Annotated in this window: 15 protein-coding genes; 8 read left to right on the forward strand and 7 right to left on the reverse strand. The window is 70.4% G+C overall.

Features of this window, described 5'->3' with window-relative positions:
* Positions 1-49 precede the first annotated feature (49 nt).
* The 4 genes from ACZ5VQ_RS06555 to ACZ5VQ_RS06570 form a co-directional block, all read right to left on the reverse strand.
* The gene (locus ACZ5VQ_RS06555; RefSeq protein WP_469103928.1) at positions 50-3,850 is read right to left on the reverse strand and encodes a multifunctional oxoglutarate decarboxylase/oxoglutarate dehydrogenase thiamine pyrophosphate-binding subunit/dihydrolipoyllysine-residue succinyltransferase subunit; all 3,801 of its coding nucleotides are present in this window, start codon (positions 3,848-3,850) and stop codon (positions 50-52) included.
* 296 nt (positions 3,851-4,146) lie between these two features.
* Positions 4,147-5,271, reverse strand: a complete 1,125-nt coding sequence (locus tag ACZ5VQ_RS06560; protein WP_362086382.1) for a HAMP domain-containing sensor histidine kinase — start codon at positions 5,269-5,271, stop codon at positions 4,147-4,149.
* A 344-nt stretch (positions 5,272-5,615) separates the two neighbouring features.
* Positions 5,616-6,353: a response regulator transcription factor gene (locus tag ACZ5VQ_RS06565; RefSeq protein ID WP_055617694.1), complete on the reverse strand. Its 738-nt coding sequence runs from the start codon at positions 6,351-6,353 to the stop codon at positions 5,616-5,618.
* Positions 6,354-6,465: 112 nt separating this feature from the next.
* Positions 6,466-7,167, reverse strand: a complete 702-nt coding sequence (locus ACZ5VQ_RS06570; RefSeq protein ID WP_469103929.1) for a spermidine synthase family protein — start codon at positions 7,165-7,167, stop codon at positions 6,466-6,468.
* 182 nt (positions 7,168-7,349) lie between these two features.
* Here ACZ5VQ_RS06570 and ACZ5VQ_RS06575 point away from each other — a divergent pair, with 182 nt between their 5' ends.
* Positions 7,350-8,270: a rhomboid-like protein gene (locus tag ACZ5VQ_RS06575; RefSeq protein ID WP_469103930.1), complete on the forward strand. Its 921-nt coding sequence runs from the start codon at positions 7,350-7,352 to the stop codon at positions 8,268-8,270.
* On the opposite strand, the gene ACZ5VQ_RS06580 is transcribed toward ACZ5VQ_RS06575, so the two are convergent.
* Entirely contained in the window at positions 8,209-9,114 is a 906-nt protein-coding gene (locus tag ACZ5VQ_RS06580) for a hypothetical protein (protein WP_469103931.1), read from the reverse strand. The genes ACZ5VQ_RS06575 and ACZ5VQ_RS06580 overlap by 62 nt on opposite strands.
* A 188-nt stretch (positions 9,115-9,302) precedes the next feature.
* Between ACZ5VQ_RS06580 and lon the strand changes: the two genes are divergently transcribed.
* On the forward strand, positions 9,303-11,720 hold the full coding sequence (lon, locus tag ACZ5VQ_RS06585; protein WP_469103932.1) for an endopeptidase La: 2,418 nt from the start codon (positions 9,303-9,305) through the stop codon (positions 11,718-11,720).
* Between the two features lie 120 nt (positions 11,721-11,840).
* Here lon and ACZ5VQ_RS06590 read toward each other — a convergent pair whose 3' ends face one another.
* A complete protein-coding gene (locus ACZ5VQ_RS06590; protein WP_469103933.1) occupies positions 11,841-12,650 on the reverse strand; it encodes a lysozyme in 810 nt (269 codons plus the stop codon).
* 287 nt (positions 12,651-12,937) lie between these two features.
* On the opposite strand from ACZ5VQ_RS06590, the gene ACZ5VQ_RS06595 reads away from it, so the two are divergent.
* Positions 12,938-13,444: a MarR family winged helix-turn-helix transcriptional regulator gene (locus ACZ5VQ_RS06595; RefSeq protein ID WP_200401513.1), complete on the forward strand. Its 507-nt coding sequence runs from the start codon at positions 12,938-12,940 to the stop codon at positions 13,442-13,444.
* A 183-nt stretch (positions 13,445-13,627) separates the two neighbouring features.
* On the opposite strand, the gene ACZ5VQ_RS06600 is transcribed toward ACZ5VQ_RS06595, so the two are convergent.
* Entirely contained in the window at positions 13,628-14,413 is a 786-nt protein-coding gene (locus tag ACZ5VQ_RS06600; protein ID WP_469103934.1) for a protein phosphatase 2C domain-containing protein, read from the reverse strand.
* Between the two features lie 368 nt (positions 14,414-14,781).
* On the opposite strand from ACZ5VQ_RS06600, the gene ACZ5VQ_RS06605 reads away from it, so the two are divergent.
* Genes ACZ5VQ_RS06605 through ACZ5VQ_RS06625 form a run of 5 tightly spaced genes read left to right on the forward strand, consistent with a single transcriptional unit; the run spans position 14,782 to position 20,564 of the window.
* The gene (locus tag ACZ5VQ_RS06605) at positions 14,782-17,709 is read left to right on the forward strand and encodes a sensor histidine kinase (protein ID WP_469104076.1); all 2,928 of its coding nucleotides are present in this window, start codon (positions 14,782-14,784) and stop codon (positions 17,707-17,709) included.
* Positions 17,706-18,206, forward strand: a complete 501-nt coding sequence (locus ACZ5VQ_RS06610; protein WP_362086359.1) for a roadblock/LC7 domain-containing protein — start codon at positions 17,706-17,708, stop codon at positions 18,204-18,206. The genes ACZ5VQ_RS06605 and ACZ5VQ_RS06610 overlap by 4 nt, the downstream gene beginning before the upstream one ends.
* A 5-nt stretch (positions 18,207-18,211) precedes the next feature.
* On the forward strand, positions 18,212-18,613 hold the full coding sequence (locus ACZ5VQ_RS06615; protein WP_186001158.1) for a DUF742 domain-containing protein: 402 nt from the start codon (positions 18,212-18,214) through the stop codon (positions 18,611-18,613).
* Complete coding sequence (locus ACZ5VQ_RS06620; protein ID WP_469103935.1) at positions 18,594-19,265, forward strand: GTP-binding protein; 672 nt, start codon at positions 18,594-18,596, stop codon at positions 19,263-19,265. The genes ACZ5VQ_RS06615 and ACZ5VQ_RS06620 overlap by 20 nt, the downstream gene beginning before the upstream one ends.
* A 45-nt stretch (positions 19,266-19,310) precedes the next feature.
* Positions 19,311-20,564, forward strand: coding sequence for a styrene monooxygenase/indole monooxygenase family protein (locus ACZ5VQ_RS06625; RefSeq protein WP_469103936.1), 1,254 nt, complete (start codon positions 19,311-19,313; stop codon positions 20,562-20,564).
* Positions 20,565-20,566: the final 2 nt, after the last annotated feature.

Here is a 20,566-nt window from a genome sequence, read left to right on the forward strand (position 1 = left end):
AGTCCTCAGGACTCGGGGCCGGCCCCATTCGCATGCCGTGGGACGAGGCCTAGGCCTCGAACACCTCCCGAACCAACTGCTCCTGCTCAGCCTGGTGCCGCTTCGCCGAGCCCACCGCTGGTGAAGAGGACGCTGGACGGGAGATCCGCCGCAGCCGCTCCCCGTGAGGAACGTCCGCGCCGACCGCCAGGTCCAGGTGGTCGATCAGGTTGAGGGCGATGAACGGCCAGGCACCCTGGTTCGCCGGCTCCTCCTGGGCCCACAGGTACTTCTCGGCGTTCGGGTACTTGGCGATCTCCGCCTGGAGCTCGGCACCCGGGAGCGGGTACAGGCGCTCGATGCGGATGATGGCCGTGTCCGTCGAGCCGCGCTTGGTGCGCTCCGCGTCGAGGTCGTAGTAGACCTTGCCAGCGGTGAAGACGACCTTGCGGACTGCGGACGGGTCCACGGACGCGTCGCCGATGACCGGACGGAAGCCGCCCGTCGTGAACTCCTCCGCCTTCGACGCGGCCGCCTTGAGGCGGAGCATCGACTTCGGGGTGAAGACCACCAGCGGCTTGTGGTGCGGGTTGTGCACCTGCCACCGCAGGAGGTGGAAGTAGTTCGACGGGAGGGTCGGCATCGCGACCGTCATGTTGTTCTGCGCGCAGATCTGGAGGAAGCGCTCCGGGCGCGCGGACGAGTGGTCCGGGCCCTGGCCCTCGTAGCCGTGGGGGAGCAGGAGCGTGACGCCGGACGTCTGACCCCACTTCTGCTCCGCCGACGAGATGAACTCGTCCACGACCGTCTGGGCGCCGTTGACGAAGTCGCCGAACTGCGCCTCCCACATGACCAGGGACTCCGGCCTCGCGAGCGAGTAGCCGTACTCGAAGCCCATCGCCGCGTACTCGCTCAGGAGCGAGTCGTAGATGTTGTAGCGGGCCTGGTCCTCGGACATGTACTGGAGCGGGGTGAAGTCCTCGCCGGTCTCCCGGTCGATGAGGACCGCGTGGCGCTGGCCGAACGTGCCGCGGCGGGAGTCCTGGCCCGAGAGGCGCACCGGGGTGCCCTCAAGGAGCAGGGAGCCGATGGCCAGCGTCTCGCCCATGCCCCAGTCGATCGTGCCGTCCTCGACCATGGCCGCGCGGCGCTGCAGCTGGGGCAGCAGACGCGGGTGGACGGTGACGCGCTCGGGGATGTTGACCTGGGACTCGGCGATCCGCTTGACGACCTCCTGGGAGACCGCCGTGGTGACGGTCACCGGGAACTCGGGCTGCGCGTCCGGGACATGGGCCTCGGCCGGCGCGTTCGCCGCCTCGCGGACCTCCGTGAAGACCTTCTCCAGCTGGCCCTGGTAGTCCTGCAGCGCCTGCTCGGCCTCTTCCAGCGTGATGTCGCCGCGACCGATGAGGGACTCGGTGTAGAGCTTGCGCACCGAGCGCTTCTTGTCGATCAGGTCGTACATCAGGGGCTGGGTGAAGGCCGGGTTGTCCGACTCGTTGTGACCGCGGCGGCGGTAGCAGATGAGGTCGATCACCACGTCCTTGTTGAACGCCTGGCGGAACTCGAAGGCGAGGCGCGCGACGCGGACCACGGCCTCCGGGTCGTCGCCGTTCACGTGGAAGATCGGGGCCTCGATCATGCGGGCCACGTCGGTCGAGTACATGGAGGAGCGCGAGGACTCGGGCGCCGCCGTGAAACCGACCTGGTTGTTGATGACCACGTGGACCGTGCCGCCGGTGCGGTAGCCGCGCAGCTGCGACATGTTCAGGGTCTCCGCGACCACGCCCTGGCCCGCGAAGGCCGCGTCGCCGTGCAGGGCCACCGGCAGGACCGTGAAGTCCGTGCCGCCCTTGTTGATGACGTCCTGCTTGGCGCGGACGACACCCTCCAGGACCGGGTCGACCGCCTCCAGGTGCGAGGGGTTGGCGGCCAGCGAGACCTTGATCTGCTCGCCGTCCAGACCGGTGAACACGCCCTCGGCGCCCAGGTGGTACTTCACGTCGCCGGAGCCGTGCATCGACTTCGGGTCGAGGTTGCCCTCGAACTCGCGGAAGATCTGCGCGTACGACTTGCCGACGATGTTCGCCAGGACGTTCAGGCGGCCGCGGTGGGCCATGCCGATGACGACCTCGTCGAGACGGGACTCCGCCGCGCTGTCGAGCACCGCGTCGAGCAGCGGGATGACGGACTCGCCGCCCTCCAGGGAGAACCGCTTCTGGCCGACGTACTTCGTCTGCAGGAAGGTCTCGAAGGCCTCCGCCGCGTTCAGCCGGCGCAGGATGCGCAGCTGCTCCTCGCGCTCCGGCTTGGTGTTCGAGCGCTCGATGCGGTCCTGGATCCACTTGCGCTGCTTCGGGTCCTGGATGTGCATGAACTCGACGCCGGTGGTGCGGCAGTACGAGTCGCGCAGGACACCGAGGATGTCGCGCAGCTTCATCATCGACTTGCCGGCGAAGCCGCCGACCGCGAACTCGCGCTCCAGGTCCCACAGGGTGAGCCCGTGCTCGGTGATGTCCAGGTCGGGGTGCTTGCGCTGCTTGTACTCCAGCGGGTCGGTGTCGGCCATGACGTGGCCGCGGACCCGGTAGGAGTGGATCAGCTCGAAGACACGGGCGGCCTTCGTGACGTCGTCGTCGTGCGAGGCGTCGATGTCCTTGAGCCAGCGGACCGGCTCGTACGGAATGCGCAGGGCCTCGAAGATCTCGTCGTAGAAGCCGTTCTCGCCGAGGAGGTAGTTCGCGACGATGCGGAGGAACTCGCCCGACGCGGCGCCCTGGATCACCCGGTGGTCGTAGGTCGACGTGAGCGTCATGACCTTCGAGATGCCGAGCTTGTTCAGGGTGTCCTGGGACGTGCCCTGGAACTCCGCCGGGTAGTCCATCGAGCCGACGCCCATGATGACCGACTGACCGGGCATCAGACGCGGGACCGAGTGGACGGTGCCGAGGCCGCCGGGGTTGGTCAGCGAGACCGTGACACCGGTGAAGTCGTCCATCGTCAGCTTGCCGTCACGGGCGCGGCGGACGATGTCCTCGTAGGCCTGCCAGAACTCGAAGAAGTTCAGCGTCTCGGCCTTCTTGATGCCCGCGACGACCAGCTGGCGGTCGCCGTTGGGCTTCACCAGGTCGATGGCGAGGCCGAAGTTGATGTGCTCCGGCTTGACCAGGGTCGGCTTGCCGTCCTTCTCCACGAAGGAGTAGTTCATCGACGGCATGGCCTTGATGGCCTGCACCATCGCGTAGCCGATGAGGTGGGTGAAGGAGATCTTCCCGCCCCGGGCGCGCTTCAGGTGGTTGTTGATGACGATGCGGTTGTCGAAGAGCAGCTTCACCGGGACCGCGCGCACGGACGTGGCCGTGGGCAGCTCCAGCGAGGCGTTCATGTTCTTCGCGACCGCGGCGCTCGGTCCGCGCAGCGTCACGTACTCCGGGCCCGCGGGAGCCTCCGACGCCGGCGCGGCCTTCGCGGCGGCCGGCTTGGCCGCGGCGGGCTTCGCCGGAGCCGCGGCAGGAGCAGCGGCGGCAGGCTTCGCGGGCGCGGCGGCCGCGGGCTTCGGCGCCGCGGGTGCGGCCGGGGCCGGAGCGGCCTGGGCCGGAGCCGCGGGCGCCGCAGGGGCGGCCGGAGCGACCGTGGTGGTTCCCGCGGCCCCCGCGGCCGCGGCACCCGACGGGGCCGAGGCGGCGACGCCGCCCGGCTTGTAGTCGGCGAAGAAGTCCCACCAGGCTCGGTCTACCGAATTCGGGTCCTGGAGGTACTGCTGATAGATCTCGTCGACGAGCCACTCATTGGGACCGAACGCAGCAGCGGGGTTCTTCCCGGCTTGGTCCTCGGTCGAGGTGCTCGAGTTACTGGGGGACTGTGGCGACACGGCGGCAACCGCCCTCTTCCGCTTCACAAGGTGATGGACAGCGGGAATAAAGGCTACGCCTCCCGGACCGCGTAGGTCAGGCCGGGCCTGGTCATCGTCGCGTAAGTCACATCGAAAAGCGTGTTTCGGTGGTGGAAATGGCGGGAAACAAGCGAGGTTCCGATGCGGAACCGACACGTCGGGTCAGGACTGCGGCCCCGAAAGACCGAGCCTCCGTACGAGGACCGCGCGATGACACGTGTCCTGCTGCCCGATCACACGATTCACTCATGGATCTTGGGCTCTAGATTTGAACCCTACGTCAACCTGTCAAGGGAAGGCACTCCCGGAAGAGTGACCTGGATCCGGCAACCACGCGGGGATTCGGCCACACCGATCCGGCCGCCGTGCAGATCCACCGCCCAGCGGGCGATCGCGAGCCCGAGACCCGTACCGCCGTCGCTGCCGGGACCGTGCGGCGCGACCACGCCGCCGCGGTTGAACCGCTCGAAGACCCGGTGCCACTCGGAGCGCGGGATGCCCGGACCCTCGTCCAGGACCTCCAGGTCCAGCGACTCGTGTCCCTCGCCGCGCCTGGCCTTCACCGTGACGCGGCCGTGCGGCGGGCTGTGCTTGACCGCGTTGTCGATGAGGTTGGCGACGACCTGGTGTATCCGCTCGGGGTCCGCGTGCGCGGTCAGCTCGGGCGGCGAGACGTCCAGGTGCAGATGGACGTCCGTACGCGTGTGGCTGCCGGAGCCCGAGGCGATGCCCGCGCGCGCGGAGGCGACCATGTTGGCCTCCTTCAGTACGCCGGACAGGTACGGCCACACCTCGAAGCGGCGCTTGCGCAGCGGTACGACGCCGTTGTCCAGGCGGGAGAGGTCCAGGAGCGTCTCCACGAGCCGCCCCAGCCGCTCCGTCTGCTTCAGGGCCGTACGCATCGTCTCGGGGTCGGCGGCGGAGACACCGTCCACCACGTTCTCCAGGACCGCGCGCAGGCCGGCGATGGGGGTGCGCAGCTCGTGGGAGACGTTCGCCACGAGTTCCTTGCGCTGGCGCTCCTGGGCCTCCAGGTCGTCGGCCATGCGGTTGATCGTCTGGGCCAGGTCGCCCAGCTCGTCGCGGCGGTCGGCGCCCCTGACCCGGCGGGTGTAGTCGCCGTGCGAGATGCCCCGCGCCACGGTGTTCATCTCGTCCAGCGGGGACGTCAGCGAGTGCGCCACGAACTGGGTGATCAGCAGGGTCGCGATCACCGAGAAGACCGTGATGAAGCGCAGCTCCGTCTCGGTGCGCACCGCGATCATCAGCAGACCGGTGGTGATGAAGACCGAGACGACGACCAGAGCGCCGAGCTTCGTCTTGATCGAGAAGGGCCGCACCTCGCCCCAGGAGCCCGTGGCCGATCCCGCCGCGGAGGCGGTACCGGCGGCCGACGCCATCGCGGAAGCGGGGGCCGTTCCGGAAACCGATGCCGATCCGGACGCCGCACTCGAGTCGGGCGCCGGACTCAGTCCGGACACCGAGCCCGAACCGGTACCGGCATCGATACCGGTACCAGGACCGGTATGGGGTGGTGAATCCGAACCGGGGCCGACGAACGCACCCGTACCCGAGTCGGCGAGCGGTCCCGCGTCCGAGCCGGTGTGCGACCTCGCACCCGAGCGCCTGCCCGGGCCCGGGCGCCTGCCGAAAAGCGAACGGGAACCCGCACCCGCCAGCACGCTCCTGCGCCACGCACCGATACCGCTCATCACTTCCGCCCCCTCAACCAGGGTGCCCGACTCTAGGGCGTCGGGGTCTCCAGCGCGTAGCCCACGCCATGAACCGTACGGATGCGCTCGGCGCCGATCTTCCGGCGCAGCGCCTTGATGTGGCTGTCCACGGTGCGGGTGCCGGACGCGTCGGCCCAGTCCCACACCTCGGCCAGCAGCTGCTCGCGCGAGAGCACCGCGCGCGGCGTGTTCGCCAGGCAGACCAGCAGGTCGAACTCCGTGGGCGTGAGATGCACGTCCTCGGAGCGCACCCGGACCCGGCGCTGCGCGTGGTCGATCTCCAGCTCGCCGAGCCGCAGGATGCCCGAGCGCGGCGTCGACGCGGCCAGCGCGGCGCGCTCCACGCGTCGTAGCAGTACGTGCACGCGCGCGGCCAGCTCACGCATCGAGAACGGCTTCGTCATGTAGTCGTCGGCGCCCACGCCGAGCCCGACCAGCATGTCCGTCTCGTCGTCGCGCGCGGTGAGCATCAGTACCGGCACCGGACGGGCCGCCTGTACCCGTCGGCAGACCTCCAGGCCGTCGAAACCGGGCAGCATGATGTCGAGAATCAGCAGGTCGGGCTGCCATGCCTCGGCCGTGTCGACGGCGGCCGGCCCGTCACCCGCCGTTTGCACGAGGAATCCCTCGGCGCGCAGGCGGGCGGCGATGGCGTCCACGATCGTGGGATCGTCCTCGATCACCAGTACCCGGCGCTGAGCGCCCGGCGTGGCCGCCGTGCCGTTCTGGGAGGTGTGTGTCTGCTCCATCGCCCGCCCCTGAGTGTGCTTTCCGGAACCAGTGGGGTGATTCCATGACTGCGCTTGACGCTTGAATGATCGGCGTCAGGTCAGCAGGGTACGGGCAGTGACCGCCGCTCGGCTATCCAGGCCCGATCGCGAGATGTACGACGTCCGGAACGCCCCGGGCAACCGGGATCTCTTCGGTACGCACCTGTCGGAACCCGGCATTCCCCAAGGTTCTTGCGAAATCAGACGAGGGCTGGGCGGACCAGACGGCCAGTACTCCGCCGGGCCTCAACGCCCTTGCGCACGCGGCGAGTCCGGCCGTCGAGTAGAGGTTTTCGTTGCCCTCCGTGACGGTCCACTCGGGTCCGTTGTCGATGTCGAGGCACAGTGCGTCGTACGTGTCGGACGTCTCATTGACGTATGCGACGAGATCCGCCTCGATGATCTCCGTGCGCGGATCCGCCAGCGCCCGCGACGAAAGCCCGGCGAGCGGCCCGGCCCGGTGCCAGTCGATGATGGCCCGCTCCCGTTCGACGACGGCGATCCGGCCCCAGCGCGGCTCCGCGGCCGCGTGTGCGAGCGAGAAGCCGACGCCCAGACCGCCGATCAGGACGTCGGGCCCCGGCCGTCCGTCCAGCGCGCCGAGCGCGGCCTCGACCAGCCGTCTCTCCGAGCGCCCGTCGGAGGTGTCCATGAGGAAACAGCCGTTGGCGATGATCTGCAGCAGCCCACCGTGGCGGCGGAGCACGACCTCGCCGAACGGCCCCTCGCGACGGTCGATGACTTCGGGAGCGCCGTGGGAGGCGTCGTAAGAGGTGTCGTGCGAGGTGGTCATGCGGCCATCCTGGCAAGTTCCCCCAGCACGAGCAGCTGAATTGCGCCGGGCCGCCCCCGCCCATGGGAGACGGCCGCACCCGACCGTGGGAGAGGGCTGTGAATCGGCCCTTCCGTGGTGCCCGTCACAGACAGCCCGGCCGTGCGAAGCTGAGGGTGGGGGTGACGGAAGGAGCCTCCACGGTGAAAAGGCCTGTGACGAGCGGCGCGGAGACGAGGAACCCCGCTGCACCCTCCGCCTCCACCGGCTCCACCGCCGATCCGGACGCCGTTCGCGCCACTGATCCGTACGCCGCTCCCGCCGCCGGGCTCGACGGCATCCCGCGGCAGCGGCCTCTCGCCGTCGAGAGCGCGCACGTCGCTGTCGCCGCCCGTGCGCCCGCCGTCGCCGAGAACGCGCCCGCCACCACCGGGAGCGCCCGGCCCCTGCCCGCCCGCCTCCGCCGCGTCCGGCCCTGGCGGCTGTTCCCCACGCCCACCGGGACCCCTTTCACCTTCGGGTACGCGGTCGTCCTCGCGGTGACCTCTCTCATCGCCGAGTACGCGGACCCGGGCCTGGTGGGCCGGGTGCTCCAGGCGTCCAGTACCGATGTGGCGCATCTGGCGCAGTCGCCGGTGCGTGTGCTGGTCGCCAGCGCGCTGTGGATCGCGGGCGGCCTCACGTCGGCGTACGTGATCGCCTTTCTGCTGGTGCTCACCGCGTTGGAGCGGCGGATCGGCGGGTGGCGTACGGCGGGCGTCTTCCTGCTGGGCCACGGCCTGGCGACGCTGGCCACCGAGATACCCGTCGGCCTCTCCGTCCTCGCCGGACATCTCCCCGAGAGCTCGCTCCACCGCTACGACTACGGCATCAGCTTCGGCGTCGCCGCGAGCGTCGGCGCGCTGGCCGGGCTGCTGCGGCCCTGGCTGTGCCTGACCGTGCTCGCGGTGTTCGGCTGGATGGTCGTCGGTGACCTGATCGCCTTCACGGATCCGATGACGAACTGGGGACACCTGATGGCACTGGCCATAGGGGTGGCCACCTGGCCGCTGCTGTGGCGGGTCAGCTCCAGGACGACGACCGGGTCCACGGAGACCCCTCGTACGGCACGGGCCTGCCCGTGAACGCGTCGAGGAGCATGCGGTCGCCGACCGGCCGGTCCAGTTTCACCGTCACCTTCTTCGCGCGCAGGTCCGATGTGCAGGGACCGTCGGAGGGGTTGCGGAACCAGGCGGAGAACACCACGTTGTCCTCGCTCTCCAGCACGGCGACCCCGGGGCCGTCGTCACAGGACCCGTGGTGGGCGCGCAGGACGACGGTCCGGCCGTCCCGCGACACCGTGTCCAGCCCGGCGAGCTCCCACAGGGCGGCCGACAGGTCCGGCAGGGGTTTGACCGGGGGCCTGGGAAGCTTCGAGGCGACGACCGCGACGCGCTTGAGCGGGGTGTCGTAGCCCTTGATCGTGAAGTGCCAGGCGGGGACCGTCGCCGTCCCCCGGCTGGTGTGGATCGTCATCTCCCCGAGCCGCGCACCGGTCACGGTGAGCCGGGGCCCGGGACCGGAAGCCCCGCCGACCTTCTCGTACGCCGCCCGCGCGGAGACGACCGGAAGGGCCAGCGAGTCGCCGCTGGCCCAGCGGACCTCCCCCTTCTTCGGCGGGGCGCCGGGAAGGGAAGCGCGGAGCTCGAAGTTCTGACGCTGGTACGCCTGCTTGTCGGCGTCGTTGTGGAACGCCCCCTCGGGCAGGCGGACCGGATCCCCCAGCGGGAAGTAGCCCTCACGCCACACCCGTGCGGCCTCCGAGCCCTCCCAGGCGTCGGAGACCTGACGCGCGCGTTCCGCGGTACGGGCCGGGTCGTGCCGTGAGCCGCCGTCGCCGTACTTGTCCGCGCATCCGGAGGCTCCGACGGCCGCGGTGACGAACAGGCCTGTGACAACGAGAAACCTACGCAGCCGAGCGGTCCACATGATGCCCCCGAGGCAGACGACTGGAACGGACGAGCAATCCGACGCTGCACCTGTGACGCACCGGCCGGGCGAGACGTTCACCGGCGTTCACCGACGTGATCGCTCACAGCGAACAGCGCCTGGGGAACAATCGAAGGCTCACATGCATTGAGTCGGCATAGCTCAACTTGACTGCCGAAGGGGAGATCATGGCTTTGACGTCCGTTCCGCTCACCCTGCCCGTGCTGCCGCTCGACGACGAGGTCGTGCTGCCCGGAATGGTGGTGCCCCTGGACCTCAACGACACGGATGTACGGGCCGCGGTGGAGGCCGCACAGGCCGCCGCGCGTTCCAGTGGAGGAAGCAAGCCGAGGGTGCTGCTTGTTCCACGGATCGACGGGACGTACGCGAACACGGGCGTGCTCGGCACGGTCGAGCAGGTCGGACGCCTCGCCGACGGCGACCCCGGCGCCCTGATCCGCGGCCGCGGCCGGGTCCGCGTGGGTGCCGGTACGACCGGCCCCGGAGCCGCTCTGTGGGTGGAGGGCGTCCAGGTCGAGGAGACCGTGCCCGACCCGCTGCCCGGCGCCGTGACCGAGCTGGTCAAGGAGTACAAGGCGCTGGCCACCAACTGGCTGAAGAAGCGTGCCGCCTGGCAGGTCGTGGACCGCGTCCAGGCCATTGACGACGTGTCCGCACTCGCCGACAACTCCGGATACTCACCGTTCCTCACGACCGCCCAGAAGGTCGAGCTCCTGGAGACCGCCGACCCGGTGGCCCGGCTGAAGCTCGCCACCGAGCAGCTGCGCGAGCACCTCGCCGAGCAGGATGTCGCCGAGTCCATCGCCAAGGACGTACAGGAAGGCGTGGACAAGCAGCAGCGGGAGTTCCTGCTGCGGCGCCAGCTGGAGGCCGTCCGCAAGGAGCTGCGCGAGCTGAACGGCGAGGCGGAGGGCGAGGAGTCCGACGACTACCGGACCCGCGTCGAGGCGGCCGACCTCCCCGAGAAGGTCCGCGAGGCCGCGCTCAAGGAGGTCGAGAAGCTGGAGCGCTCCAGCGACCAGTCGCCCGAGGGCTCCTGGATCCGCACCTGGCTCGACACCGTCCTGGAGCTCCCCTGGAACGAGCGCACCGAGGACGAGTACGACATCCAGGGCGCCAAGGCGATCCTGGATGCCGAGCACGCCGGCCTCGATGACGTGAAGGAGCGGATCACCGAGTACCTGGCGGTGCGCAAGCGGCGCAACGACCGGGGTCTGGGTGTCGTCGGCGGCCGCCGCGGCGGTGCCGTGCTCGCGCTCGTCGGACCTCCCGGCGTCGGCAAGACCAGCCTCGGCGAGTCCGTCGCGCACGCCATGGGCCGCAAGTTCGTCCGGGTCGCCCTCGGCGGCGTACGGGACGAGGCGGAGATCCGCGGACACCGGCGCACGTACGTCGGCGCGCTGCCCGGCCGGGTCGTTCGGGCCATCAAGGAGGCCGGGTCCATGAACCCGGTGGTCCTGCTGGACGAGATCGACAAGGTGGGCTCCGACTACCGGGGCGACCCGGCCGCGGCCCTGCTCGAAGTCCTCGACCCGGCGCAGAACCACACCTTCCGCGACCACTACCTGGAGGTCGAACTCGACCTGAGCGACGTGGTGTTCCTCGCCACGGCCAACGTGCTCGAAGCCATCCCGGAGGCACTGCTCGACCGTATGGAGCTGGTGCGGCTGGACGGCTACACCGAGGACGAGAAGGTCGTCATCGCCCGGGACCACCTGCTGCCGCGACAGCTGGAGCGGGCCGGTCTGGAGAAGGCCGAAGTCACCCTGGACGAGAGCGCGTTGCGCAAGCTGGCCGGCGAGTACACGCGGGAGGCGGGCGTACGCAACCTGGAGCGGTCCGTCGCACGGCTGCTCCGCAAGGTCGCCGCGCAGCACGAACTCGGCGAGCGGGAACTGCCGTTCACGGTCGGCGCCGACGATCTGCGCGCGCTGATCGGCCGGCCCCACCACGTGCCCGAGTCCGCCACCGACCCGGCCGAGCGCCGCACCGCGGTGCCGGGCGTGGCGACGGGCCTCGCCGTCACGGGCGCGGGCGGTGACGTCCTCTTCGTGGAGGCGTCCCTTGCCGACCCGGAGACGGGCGCGTCGGGTCTGACCCTCACCGGACAGCTCGGTGACGTCATGAAGGAGTCGGCGCAGATCGCGCTCTCCTTCCTGAGGAGCCACGGAGCCGAACTCGAACTGCCGGTGGGCGACCTGAAGGACCGGGGTGCGCACATCCACTTCCCGGCCGGCGCGGTCCCCAAGGACGGCCCGAGCGCCGGCGTCACCATGACGACGGCCCTCGCCTCGCTCCTGTCGGGCCGGCTGGTCCGCACGGACGTGGCGATGACGGGCGAGGTCTCGCTCACCGGTCGGGTCCTCCCGATCGGCGGCGTGAAGCAGAAGCTGCTCGCCGCGCACCGGGCCGGGGTCACGACCGTGATCATCCCGAAGCGCAACGAGGCCGACCTGGACGACGTCCCGGCCGAGGTCCTGGAGAAGCTCGACGTCCACGCGGTCACGGACGTCCGCCAGGTCCTCGAACTGGCCCTCGCCCCGGCGACGAACGGCGCGGCGACGGAGGTTCCGGTGGCGGCGTGACGGACGTCCACCGGTAACGCAAGGCCCGGGTCCCTCTTCGAGGGGCTCGGGCCTTCCGCGTACGTACGCGCGGGTCGTGGGCGGACGCGGTCGGTGGACGCGGTCGTCGGTGGGTACGGGTCAGCCGTTGGCCAGCGCTACCACCCTGTCCAGGGCGCCGTTGAACCGGTTGTGGTCGCCGACCGTCGGGCCGGACGAGGTGTACTGCCACATCGTGTAGTAGCTCCAGCCCGCCGGGAGTGTGCCCACCGCCGAGGCGTAGCGGGCGATCCAGAGCGGGTTGGCGGAGGCGAAGCCGGCGTAGTTGCCGGTGCACTCGGTCCACCAGCTGGTGGCCGTGTAGATGACGGCGTCACGGCCGGTGCGGGCCTTGTACTGGTTCAGGAAGTCGCGGATCCAGGTGACCATCGCGCTCTGCGTCTTGCCGTAGCAGGCCGCGCCGTACGGGTTCCACTCGATGTCGAGAGCGCCCGGCAGGGTCCTGCCGTCCCTGGACCAGCCGCCGCCGTGGTCGACGAAGTAGTTGGCCTGGGCGGCTCCGCCGGTCGTGTCGGGGGTCGCGAAGTGGTACGCGCCGCGGATCATGCCGACGTTGTACGAGCCGTTGTACTGCTGGGCGAAGTAGGGGTTCGTGTAGTACGTCCCCTCGGTGGCCTTGACGTAGGCCCACTTGACCCCGCTGGTCCACAGGGTCGACCAGGCGACGTTGCCCTGGTGGCTGCTGACGTCCACGCCCTCCGTCTGCGTGGCGTCACCGGGGGTCGGCAGACCGCCCTGGCCGTCGTGCGGGATGACGCCCATGCCCATGTGGGCGGAGCCCCGGGGCGGGACGTCGGCCGCCCGGGCCGGGAGCGGGAGGGTGAGGGTGAGGAGGAGAGAGGTGAGGGAGAAGAGGGCTGCGAGCAGTAATCGGGATCTGTGCACGGGCATTGCGTGCCTCCGAAGGCTCGACGTGGTCGAGGGTGCGGGATCGTGCTCGAAGGTGCCGGAACGTGCTCGAAGGTGCGGGGAACGTGCTCGAAGAGTGCTCGATGCGGGTAGTGGCGTGGGCATGCCATTGAGTGCCTGTCAGCGAAGCTACGCGCCGCGACGACCGGCCGGAAAGAGGGGCCGGAGGCTGCCGTTGGTCTATTCCTGCGAAATACTGGCCCAGCTGCGGCAATGGCGGTCTTTGGCGGAAACTTTCACGATCGGGAAACCGGGTCATGGGTGCTGACGTGCACGAGGGCGGAAACGGCGAAGGGCACCGGACGAAATCCGGCGCCCCGGCGAGTGGTGTGGACCAGGGCGGGGTGGACCAGGAGTTCCTGGCGCTGGAACGTGAGCTGACCGTCCTGCTGCGGCGCGCCCGCGCCTCCTCCGGTGAGATGGTCCGGGAGGTCCATCCCGACCTGGAGTCCTCCGCGTACGGCCTTCTCGTACGGCTGGAGGAACTCGGCCGGCAGCGGGCCACGGAGCTTGCCGCCTATATCGGCGTCGGCAAGGCCACGATGTCGCGGCAGCTGCGGGCGCTGGAGGAGATGGGCGTCGTCGCCCGCGAGCCGGACCCCGCGGACGGGCGGGCCTGGCTCGTTCATCTCACGGAGGAGGGGCGGGTACGGTTTCGTGCCGTGCGGGATGCGCGGCGGGCGCGGTATGTGCGGGAGCTGGCCAGCTGGGACCGGAAGGAAGTGGCTGAGCTGGCGAGGTTGTTGCACAGGCTGAACCGGGGGGTTGAGGGCTAGATGGGTTCCCACCCGGGGTTGTTCGATGGCTGCGGGCCTGCTGTGGCTGTGCGCAGTTCCCCGCGCCCCTAAAGGGGCACGCCCTGGTCGCCGGGAGCCTGAAGCGCAGCCGCGATCGGCTCACAACCCCGCGCAGACCACCGCCGATTGACCGGCACCCCGCGTGGACCACCGTCGGTCGGCCTACAACTCCACGTACGCCACCGTCGCGTCGTCATGCCGTTTCGAGCGGCGCAGGAACACGCGGTCCGTATCCGCCAGTTCCAGTGCCCGTACGCGGTCGATCAGGGACTGACCGCCCTCCTTGCGGACCAGGGCGAACAAGTCCGTCCAGCCGCCCTCGTGGAACTTGTCCGTCCAGCGGGTCGCGCCGTCCGTGAGGGCGGCCAGGGCGCGGACGTCGGAGCGGGGGAGGGTGCCCGTCACCGCTCGGGACGCCACCGAGGGGTCCGCCGCCGCTGTGAAGAAGCCGCCCTCCTTGTTGCGGAGGGTGGCGTCCGTGGCGGTGTGGGAGGTCAGGGTGGCGCGGGGGATCCGGGAGAGGCGGTCGTCGAGGAGCGGGGTGACCTCGCCCGCGGGGGATTCCACGAGGAGGGCCGAGTCCGAGAGGACCAGGTACTCGACGGACTGGGGGGACCAGCGGGCCAGGACGACGGTTGCCTGTGGGGTGCGTGGGTGAGAAAGGTCACAGGTGGCTCGATGGGCGTCGGCGGTACGCAGGATGGCCTGCGCGAGCACCTCGCTCAGCGTCAGATCTCGCCGTGAAACGGACAGTTCGTGCAGGGATCCGCCAAGCCGGGCCGTGAACCAGGGGACGGAATGCAGACAGGCGTAGTCGGTGGACGGAGGCGTCACACCGTCCAGGACGACGAGCGAACCGCCCTGTCCGGAGGCGGGAAGTCCGAGCGACGCGTAGTCCTCGTCGGGGCGGGCCGGGTCACCGGCGACCGAGATCAGTTCCGAGCGCATTCGGCCAGTCTGCACGAGGCCTTCACAAGCTTCGCCAAAGGCTGGCAACCGTCCTCGAATCGTCCCTGACAGGCAGGTCAGGCGCCTGTTTTGAGGTGGAATCACCGACTCCGCTGAAGCGTGGTGGCGCATCCTGCCACCGGTCGCCGTGGACGTCCAACCGGCCCGCCGCGCAAGGGTGTCGCACGCGCCACGGGAACTTGCCGGTCCGCTCCTCGGGGATGTTCACTCCTTCGTGTGGCGGGTCAGGCGATGCGCGACCACTGCCCACCGGCACTGGGAGGGTCGGGAGCCGTACCGGGACGACACGCGAGTTGACGGACAGTCACCCGGGCCCATGGGGACACGAGTCAAGAATGCGAGCACCGGTGCAGAAAATGCGGCCTCGGCGCAAAGGCAGGCAGTCGGCCTCGGGTGAAGCCTCCGGGCACACGCCGAACTCGCCTACCGCACAGAACATCCCGGACCCCGCGGGCCGCGGTCGCCCCGCGCACGTACGCAGTCGGCTGATCATCGCCGTCGCCGTCGTGGCCGCCGCGATCGCCGGAGCCGGTACCCCGTCCGTGATCGCCGCGTCGAGCGAACTGAACGACTCGCAGAACCTGGTGACGCTCGCCGGACGCACCCAGGACGCGCTGGCCCTCGCCCACTCGCTCTCCGACGAGCGCGACGAGGTCACCTCCTACATCGCGGCCGGCCGCCCCGACGGCAAGGGCCCCTCCGAGAGCCGCAGCGCCCGCGTCGACCGGCAGGTCGACGAACTCCGCGCGGAAGCCGTCGAGGCCGACGCCCCCGCGGCGTTCCGCGAGACCCTCGACAACATCGCCACCGTGCGCCGAGCGGCCCTCACCGGGAAGAACACCGCTCTCGAAGCGCATCAGGCGTACTCCGCCGCCCTCACCGAACTCCACGGCCTCGCCGAGGAACTGGCCGAGCAGCTCCCGCCCCGCGCGGGCTCCGGCGCGCACGCCCTCGCCGACCTCGACACCGCGGTCCAGCAGGCCGCCGCGACCCGCGGCCTCCTCCTCGCGGCCCTCAACGTCCCCACCTCCACACAGACCGGGACCGACCCGATCACGGGCCTGCCCACGACGAGCACCACGTCGACGGCCGCGGACACCAAGCAGCGCAACGCGCTCACGGCCGCCGCCATGCAGTCCAACGTCCGTGAGCAGGCGGCGATCACCGGCTTCCGCGAGACCGCGCCGAAGACCGACCGCGCCTCGTACGACTCCACGGTGACCGGCCCCGAGGTCACCACCGCCGAGAAGTACCTCGCGAACCTCGCCGGCCGGCCCACCCTCTCCGGCTCCCAACTCGACACCGACACCAAGAAGCTGGACGCCGCGCTCTCCGCCCGCGTCGAGCAGATGCGCGGCGTCGAGGCCTCCCTCAACACCCAACGGGCCAAGGAACTCGCCCAGTTGAGGGACGACGACGTCACCGCGCTGGAGATCCGGATCGCGATCCTCGGCGCCCTGATGCTGCTCGCCGTCGGCGTCGCCACGGGCATGGCCCGCTCGCTCACCCGCCCGCTCGCCGTCCTGCGCCGCGGCTCGGCCCGCGTCGCCGCCGAACCGGCCACCGAGGAACCGGTCAGGTTCACCGGCCGCAACGATGAGTTCGCCCAGGTCGTACGCTCCGTCAACGCGCTCCACGCGCACGCCCTCGCGGCCCACGAGCGGCTGGCGACCCTGGAGGACGACCGCAGGCACCTCATCGGCAAGCGCCAGAAGATGGCCGACGAGCGCGACCGGCTCCGCTCCGAACTCGCGGACGCCGTCGCCCACTTGGAGCAGGTCCGCAGCAGCATCCACGGCACCTTCGTCAACCTCGCCCTGCGCACCCTCGGCCTCGTCGAGCGCCAACTCGGCGTCATCGAGGGCCTGGAGGAGCGCGAGCAGGACCCGGACCGCCTCGCCACCCTCTTCCGGCTCGACCACTTCGCCACCGTCATGCGCCGCCACAGCGAGAACCTGCTGGTCCTCGCGGGCGCCGACCACGGCCACCAGCACCCCGGCCCGGTCCCGCTCGTCAACGTCGTACGCGCCGCCGTCAGCGAGATCGAGCGGTACGAGCGGGTGCGGATCGCCGCGCTGCCGCCGCACGCGCACCTCGCCGGGTTCGCCGCCGACGACATCAGCCACCTGGTGGCCGAACTCCTGGAGAACGCCTCGTCGTTCTCGCCGCCCGACCTGCCCGTCGAGGTCTCCGGCTGGCTCCTGGAGAGCGGCGAGGTCATGCTCTCCGTCCAGGACGAGGGCATCGGCATGACCGGCGACCGGCTCACCCAGCTCAACGCCCGCCTCTCGGACTTCGACCCCGGGGACGCGTACGACCAGGAGAGCGGCGAGGGCCTCGGGCTCGGCCTGTACGTGGTGGCCCGGCTCGCTCACCGGCACGGCGTACGGGTGCAGTTGCGCGAGCAGAAGCAGGGCGGCATCACGGCGGTCGTCGTCCTGCCCAAGTCCCTGCTCGCCGCCGCGCCCGCCGTCGCCGTCCCCTCGGCGGCCACCGCCCGCACGGCGGGCGGCGCCCCCGCGCTCTCCCTCCCGGGCGCGGACGCCGAGGTCAACTCCAACGTCCTGTACGCCCGTTCGGACCGCGACCCGCTGATCGCGGCGGCGGAGGAGACCTTGCGGGACACCGGCGAGACGCCCCTCGCCGACAGTCCCGTACACGAGGACCACGAGGACGCGAGCACGCAGAGCGGCGCCGAGGAGAAGCCGTCCTCCCCGCTCGCCGGGGCCGTGGACCCGACCGAGCCCGCCGCCCCGCCCGGAGCCACCGGCCCCGAGACGACCATGGTGCTCATGGCACCGGTACCCCCGGCCGAGGACCCCTCCCAGCCCGTCGAAGCAGAAGTCCGCGAGCCCGAGGCCCGCGAAGCCGAAGCCACCGCCCCGCCCGTCACGCTCCCCGCCCAGACGAGCGCCGACCCGTACGCCATCGGCCCGGACGCCCACGAACGCGTCCCGGACGCGCCGCAGTCGGCTCACGAACCGCAGACAGCGCAGGAACCGCAGACAACGCAGGAACCGGACGAGCCGGTCACCGACAAGGGGCTGCCCAAGCGGACCCCGAAGATCTCCGCGCCCGCCCCGGCGGCGAGGCCGCGCAACGCGTCCGTGGACGCCGAGGCCCTGCGCCGCAGGCTCGGCGGATTCCACCGGGGCGCGAACCACGGCCGCCGTGAGGTCGAAGCGGAGATCGCCGAACAGACGTCGGGGCTGCAGCAGCCCGCCGCACATGCCGTAGAAACCAAGGGGGACACAGTCGAGGAGGCAAGCAGTTGACCGCGCCCAGTACCTTCGGACTGAGCAGTGAAGCCCGCAATCTGCACTGGCTGCTGACGAACCTCGTCGAGGAGGTGCCGGGGCTCCTGTCGGTCGCGGTGGTCTCCTCCGACGGCCTGTTGCTGCTCTCCTCCGACCCCGGGAGAAACGCCCAGGCCCGTCGCACCACGGAGAAGCGCACGAGCCCCAAAGGCTCCGCGGCGGACCTGGCGACCATCGTGTCCGGCATCGGCAGCCTCGCCATCGGCGCCGCCAAGCTGATGGACGGCGGCGGCGTCAAGCAGACGATGGTCGCGATGGAGGACGGCGGCCTGTTCATCATGTCGATCAGCGACGGCTCGCTGCTCGGTGTGCACGGCGCCCCGGACTGCGACATGAGCGTCGTCGCCTACCACATGGCGCTCTTCGTGGGCCGCGCCGGACACGTCATGACCCCCGAACTCCGCAGCGAACTGCGGCAGTCGATCGAGGCCACGACGATGGAGGCGGCCAAGTGAACGACGTGAGCGGCACGCCCAGGCTCCCGGTCCGCGGCGGCGACCGCAAACCCGCCCGCGTACGCCCCTACTCGCTCACCGGCGGCCGTACGCGCTTCGGGCACGTCCTGCTCGTCGAGACGTTCGTGGCGGCGCTCGAAGCCCCGCCGGAGCGCCCGGAACTGGAGAATGGTTCCCTCTCCACCCGGGTGATGCCGGAGATGCGGGCCATCGTCGAACTCTGCCGCCGGATGCGTACGGTGGCCGAGGTCGCCGCCCTGCTGAAGATGCCGCTCGGTGTGGTCCGGGTGCTGCTCAGCGACCTGGCGGACCAGGGAAAGATCCGTGTGTACGGAACAGGTCACGGCCCGGGACAGCCGGACCGCGCTCTGCTGGAAAGGGTGCTGAGTGGACTCCGTCGTCTCTGACGCCTCCCGCGTCTCGGATGCCGCCCGATACGGGCAATTCGCCACGTCCTCCCAACTCGTCGAGCCCGACGAGGAGTTGAAGGCGTGGCAGAAGGACCGTACGCGCGCCCCGATCGCCACGAAGATAGTGGTGGCCGGCGGCTTCGGCGTCGGCAAGACCACCCTCGTCACCGCCGTCTCGGAGATCACGCCCCTCCAGACGGAGGCGCTGATGACCGAGGCGAGCGAGGACACCGACGACCTCAGCTCGACCCCGGAGAAGCTGACCACCACCGTGGCCATGGACTTCGGCCGCATCACGCTCGACGACGACCTGGTCCTGTACCTGTTCGGCACGCCGGGGCAGCAGCGGTTCTGGTTCATGTGGGACGACCTGGTGCGCGGGGCGATCGGCGCGGTGGTCCTCGCCGACACCCGCCGCCTGAAGGACTGCTTCCCGGCGCTCGACTACTTCGAGAGCTGCGGGCTGCCGTACGTCGTCGCCGTCAACCACTTCGACGGCAGCGAGAAGTACGAGCCGGAGGACGTACGCGAGGCCCTCACGATCCCTCCGCGCATACCTGTCATGATCATGGACGCGCGCAGCAGGTTCTCGGCCATCGAGACCCTGCTGGCCCTCGTCGGCCACGCACTCGAAGTCAGCCCGGGATAACCGGAACCAGACGCCGGAACAAGACGTACGCAGAGAAGGACAGGCATGCGGAAGATACTCGTGGTCGGAGCCGGCCAGTCCGGACTCCAGCTCGCCCTCGGTCTCCAGTCGAACGGGTACGAGGTCACCCTGATGTCCAACCGCACGGCGGACGAGATCCGTACCGGCCGGGTCATGTCGACGCAGTGCATGTTCCACACGGCGTTGCAGCACGAGCGCGAACTCCAGGTGAACTTCTGGGAGTCCCAGGCCCCGAAGATCGAAGGACTCGGCGTCTCGGTCGCCGCCCCCGGCTCGCACGACCCGGGGCCGACCCAGCGCGTGATCGACTGGGTCGGCAGGCTCGACGGGTACGCCCAGTCCGTCGACCAGCGCGTCAAGATGGCCGGCTGGATGGAGACGTTCGCCCAGCGCGGCGGCCAACTGGTCATCCACGGCGCGGCGGTCGGCGACCTCGACTACTTCTCCCGTACGTACGACCTGGTCCTCGTCTCGGCGGGCAAGGGCGAGCTGGTGTCGATGTTCGGCCGCGACGCCTCCCGCTCCCCGTACACGGAGCCGCAGCGCGCGCTGGCCGTCGCGTACGTCCACGGCCTGGGCCCGCGCCCGGAGCACCCGGACTACGACGCGGTGCGCTGCAACCTCGTGCCCGGCGTGGGCGAACTCTTCGTCATGCCCGCCCTCACCACCTCCGGCCGGGCGGACATCCTCTTCTGGGAGGGCATACCCGGCGGCCCGCTGGACGCCTTCCAGGGCGTCAAGGACCCGGCCGAACACCTCTCCCTGACCCTGGAACTCATGGAGCGGTTCACGCCGTGGGAGTACGCGCGGGCCACCAAGGTCGAACTCACCGACGCCGGCGGCACGTTGTCCGGACGCTACGTGCCCACGGTCCGCAACCCCGTCGGCCGACTGCCCGGCGGCGGCCTGGTCCTCGGCGTCGCCGACGTGGTCGTGGCGAACGACCCGATCACCGGCCAGGGCTCCAACTCGGCCTCGAAGTGCGCCGCTTCGTACCTCGACTCGATCCTCTCGCACGGTGAGAAGGAGTTCGACGAGACGTGGATGCGGGACACGTTCGAGCGGTACTGGGACACGGCCCAGCACGTGACCAAGTGGACGAACGCGATGCTCGGCGCACCGCCGGAGCACGTCCTCAACCTGATCGGCGCGGCGGGCCAACTCCCCCCGGTGGCCGACCGCTTCGCGAACGGCTTCAACGACCCCTCGGACTTCGAGAACTTCTTCTACGACCCGGAGAAGACGGGCGCCTATCTGGCCTCGGTCGCCGGAGCCTGACG

Source organism: Streptomyces sp. NPDC033178 (assembly GCF_055577685.1).

Coding starts and splice junctions, on each gene's coding strand:
- ACZ5VQ_RS06560 (WP_362086382.1), bottom strand. CDS start 5,271: ATGGCGTCGGCCGCCGGTACCGCCTCCGCGGCGGGATCGGCCACGGGC.
- ACZ5VQ_RS06565 (WP_055617694.1), bottom strand. CDS start 6,353: ATGGAGCAGACACACACCTCCCAGAACGGCACGGCGGCCACGCCGGGC.
- ACZ5VQ_RS06570 (WP_469103929.1), bottom strand. CDS start 7,167: ATGACCACCTCGCACGACACCTCTTACGACGCCTCCCACGGCGCTCCC.
- ACZ5VQ_RS06580 (WP_469103931.1), bottom strand. CDS start 9,114: ATGTGGACCGCTCGGCTGCGTAGGTTTCTCGTTGTCACAGGCCTGTTC.
- lon (WP_469103932.1), top strand. CDS start 9,303: ATGGCTTTGACGTCCGTTCCGCTCACCCTGCCCGTGCTGCCGCTCGAC.
- ACZ5VQ_RS06590 (WP_469103933.1), bottom strand. CDS start 12,650: ATGCCCGTGCACAGATCCCGATTACTGCTCGCAGCCCTCTTCTCCCTC.
- ACZ5VQ_RS06600 (WP_469103934.1), bottom strand. CDS start 14,413: ATGCGCTCGGAACTGATCTCGGTCGCCGGTGACCCGGCCCGCCCCGAC.
- ACZ5VQ_RS06625 (WP_469103936.1), top strand. CDS start 19,311: ATGCGGAAGATACTCGTGGTCGGAGCCGGCCAGTCCGGACTCCAGCTC.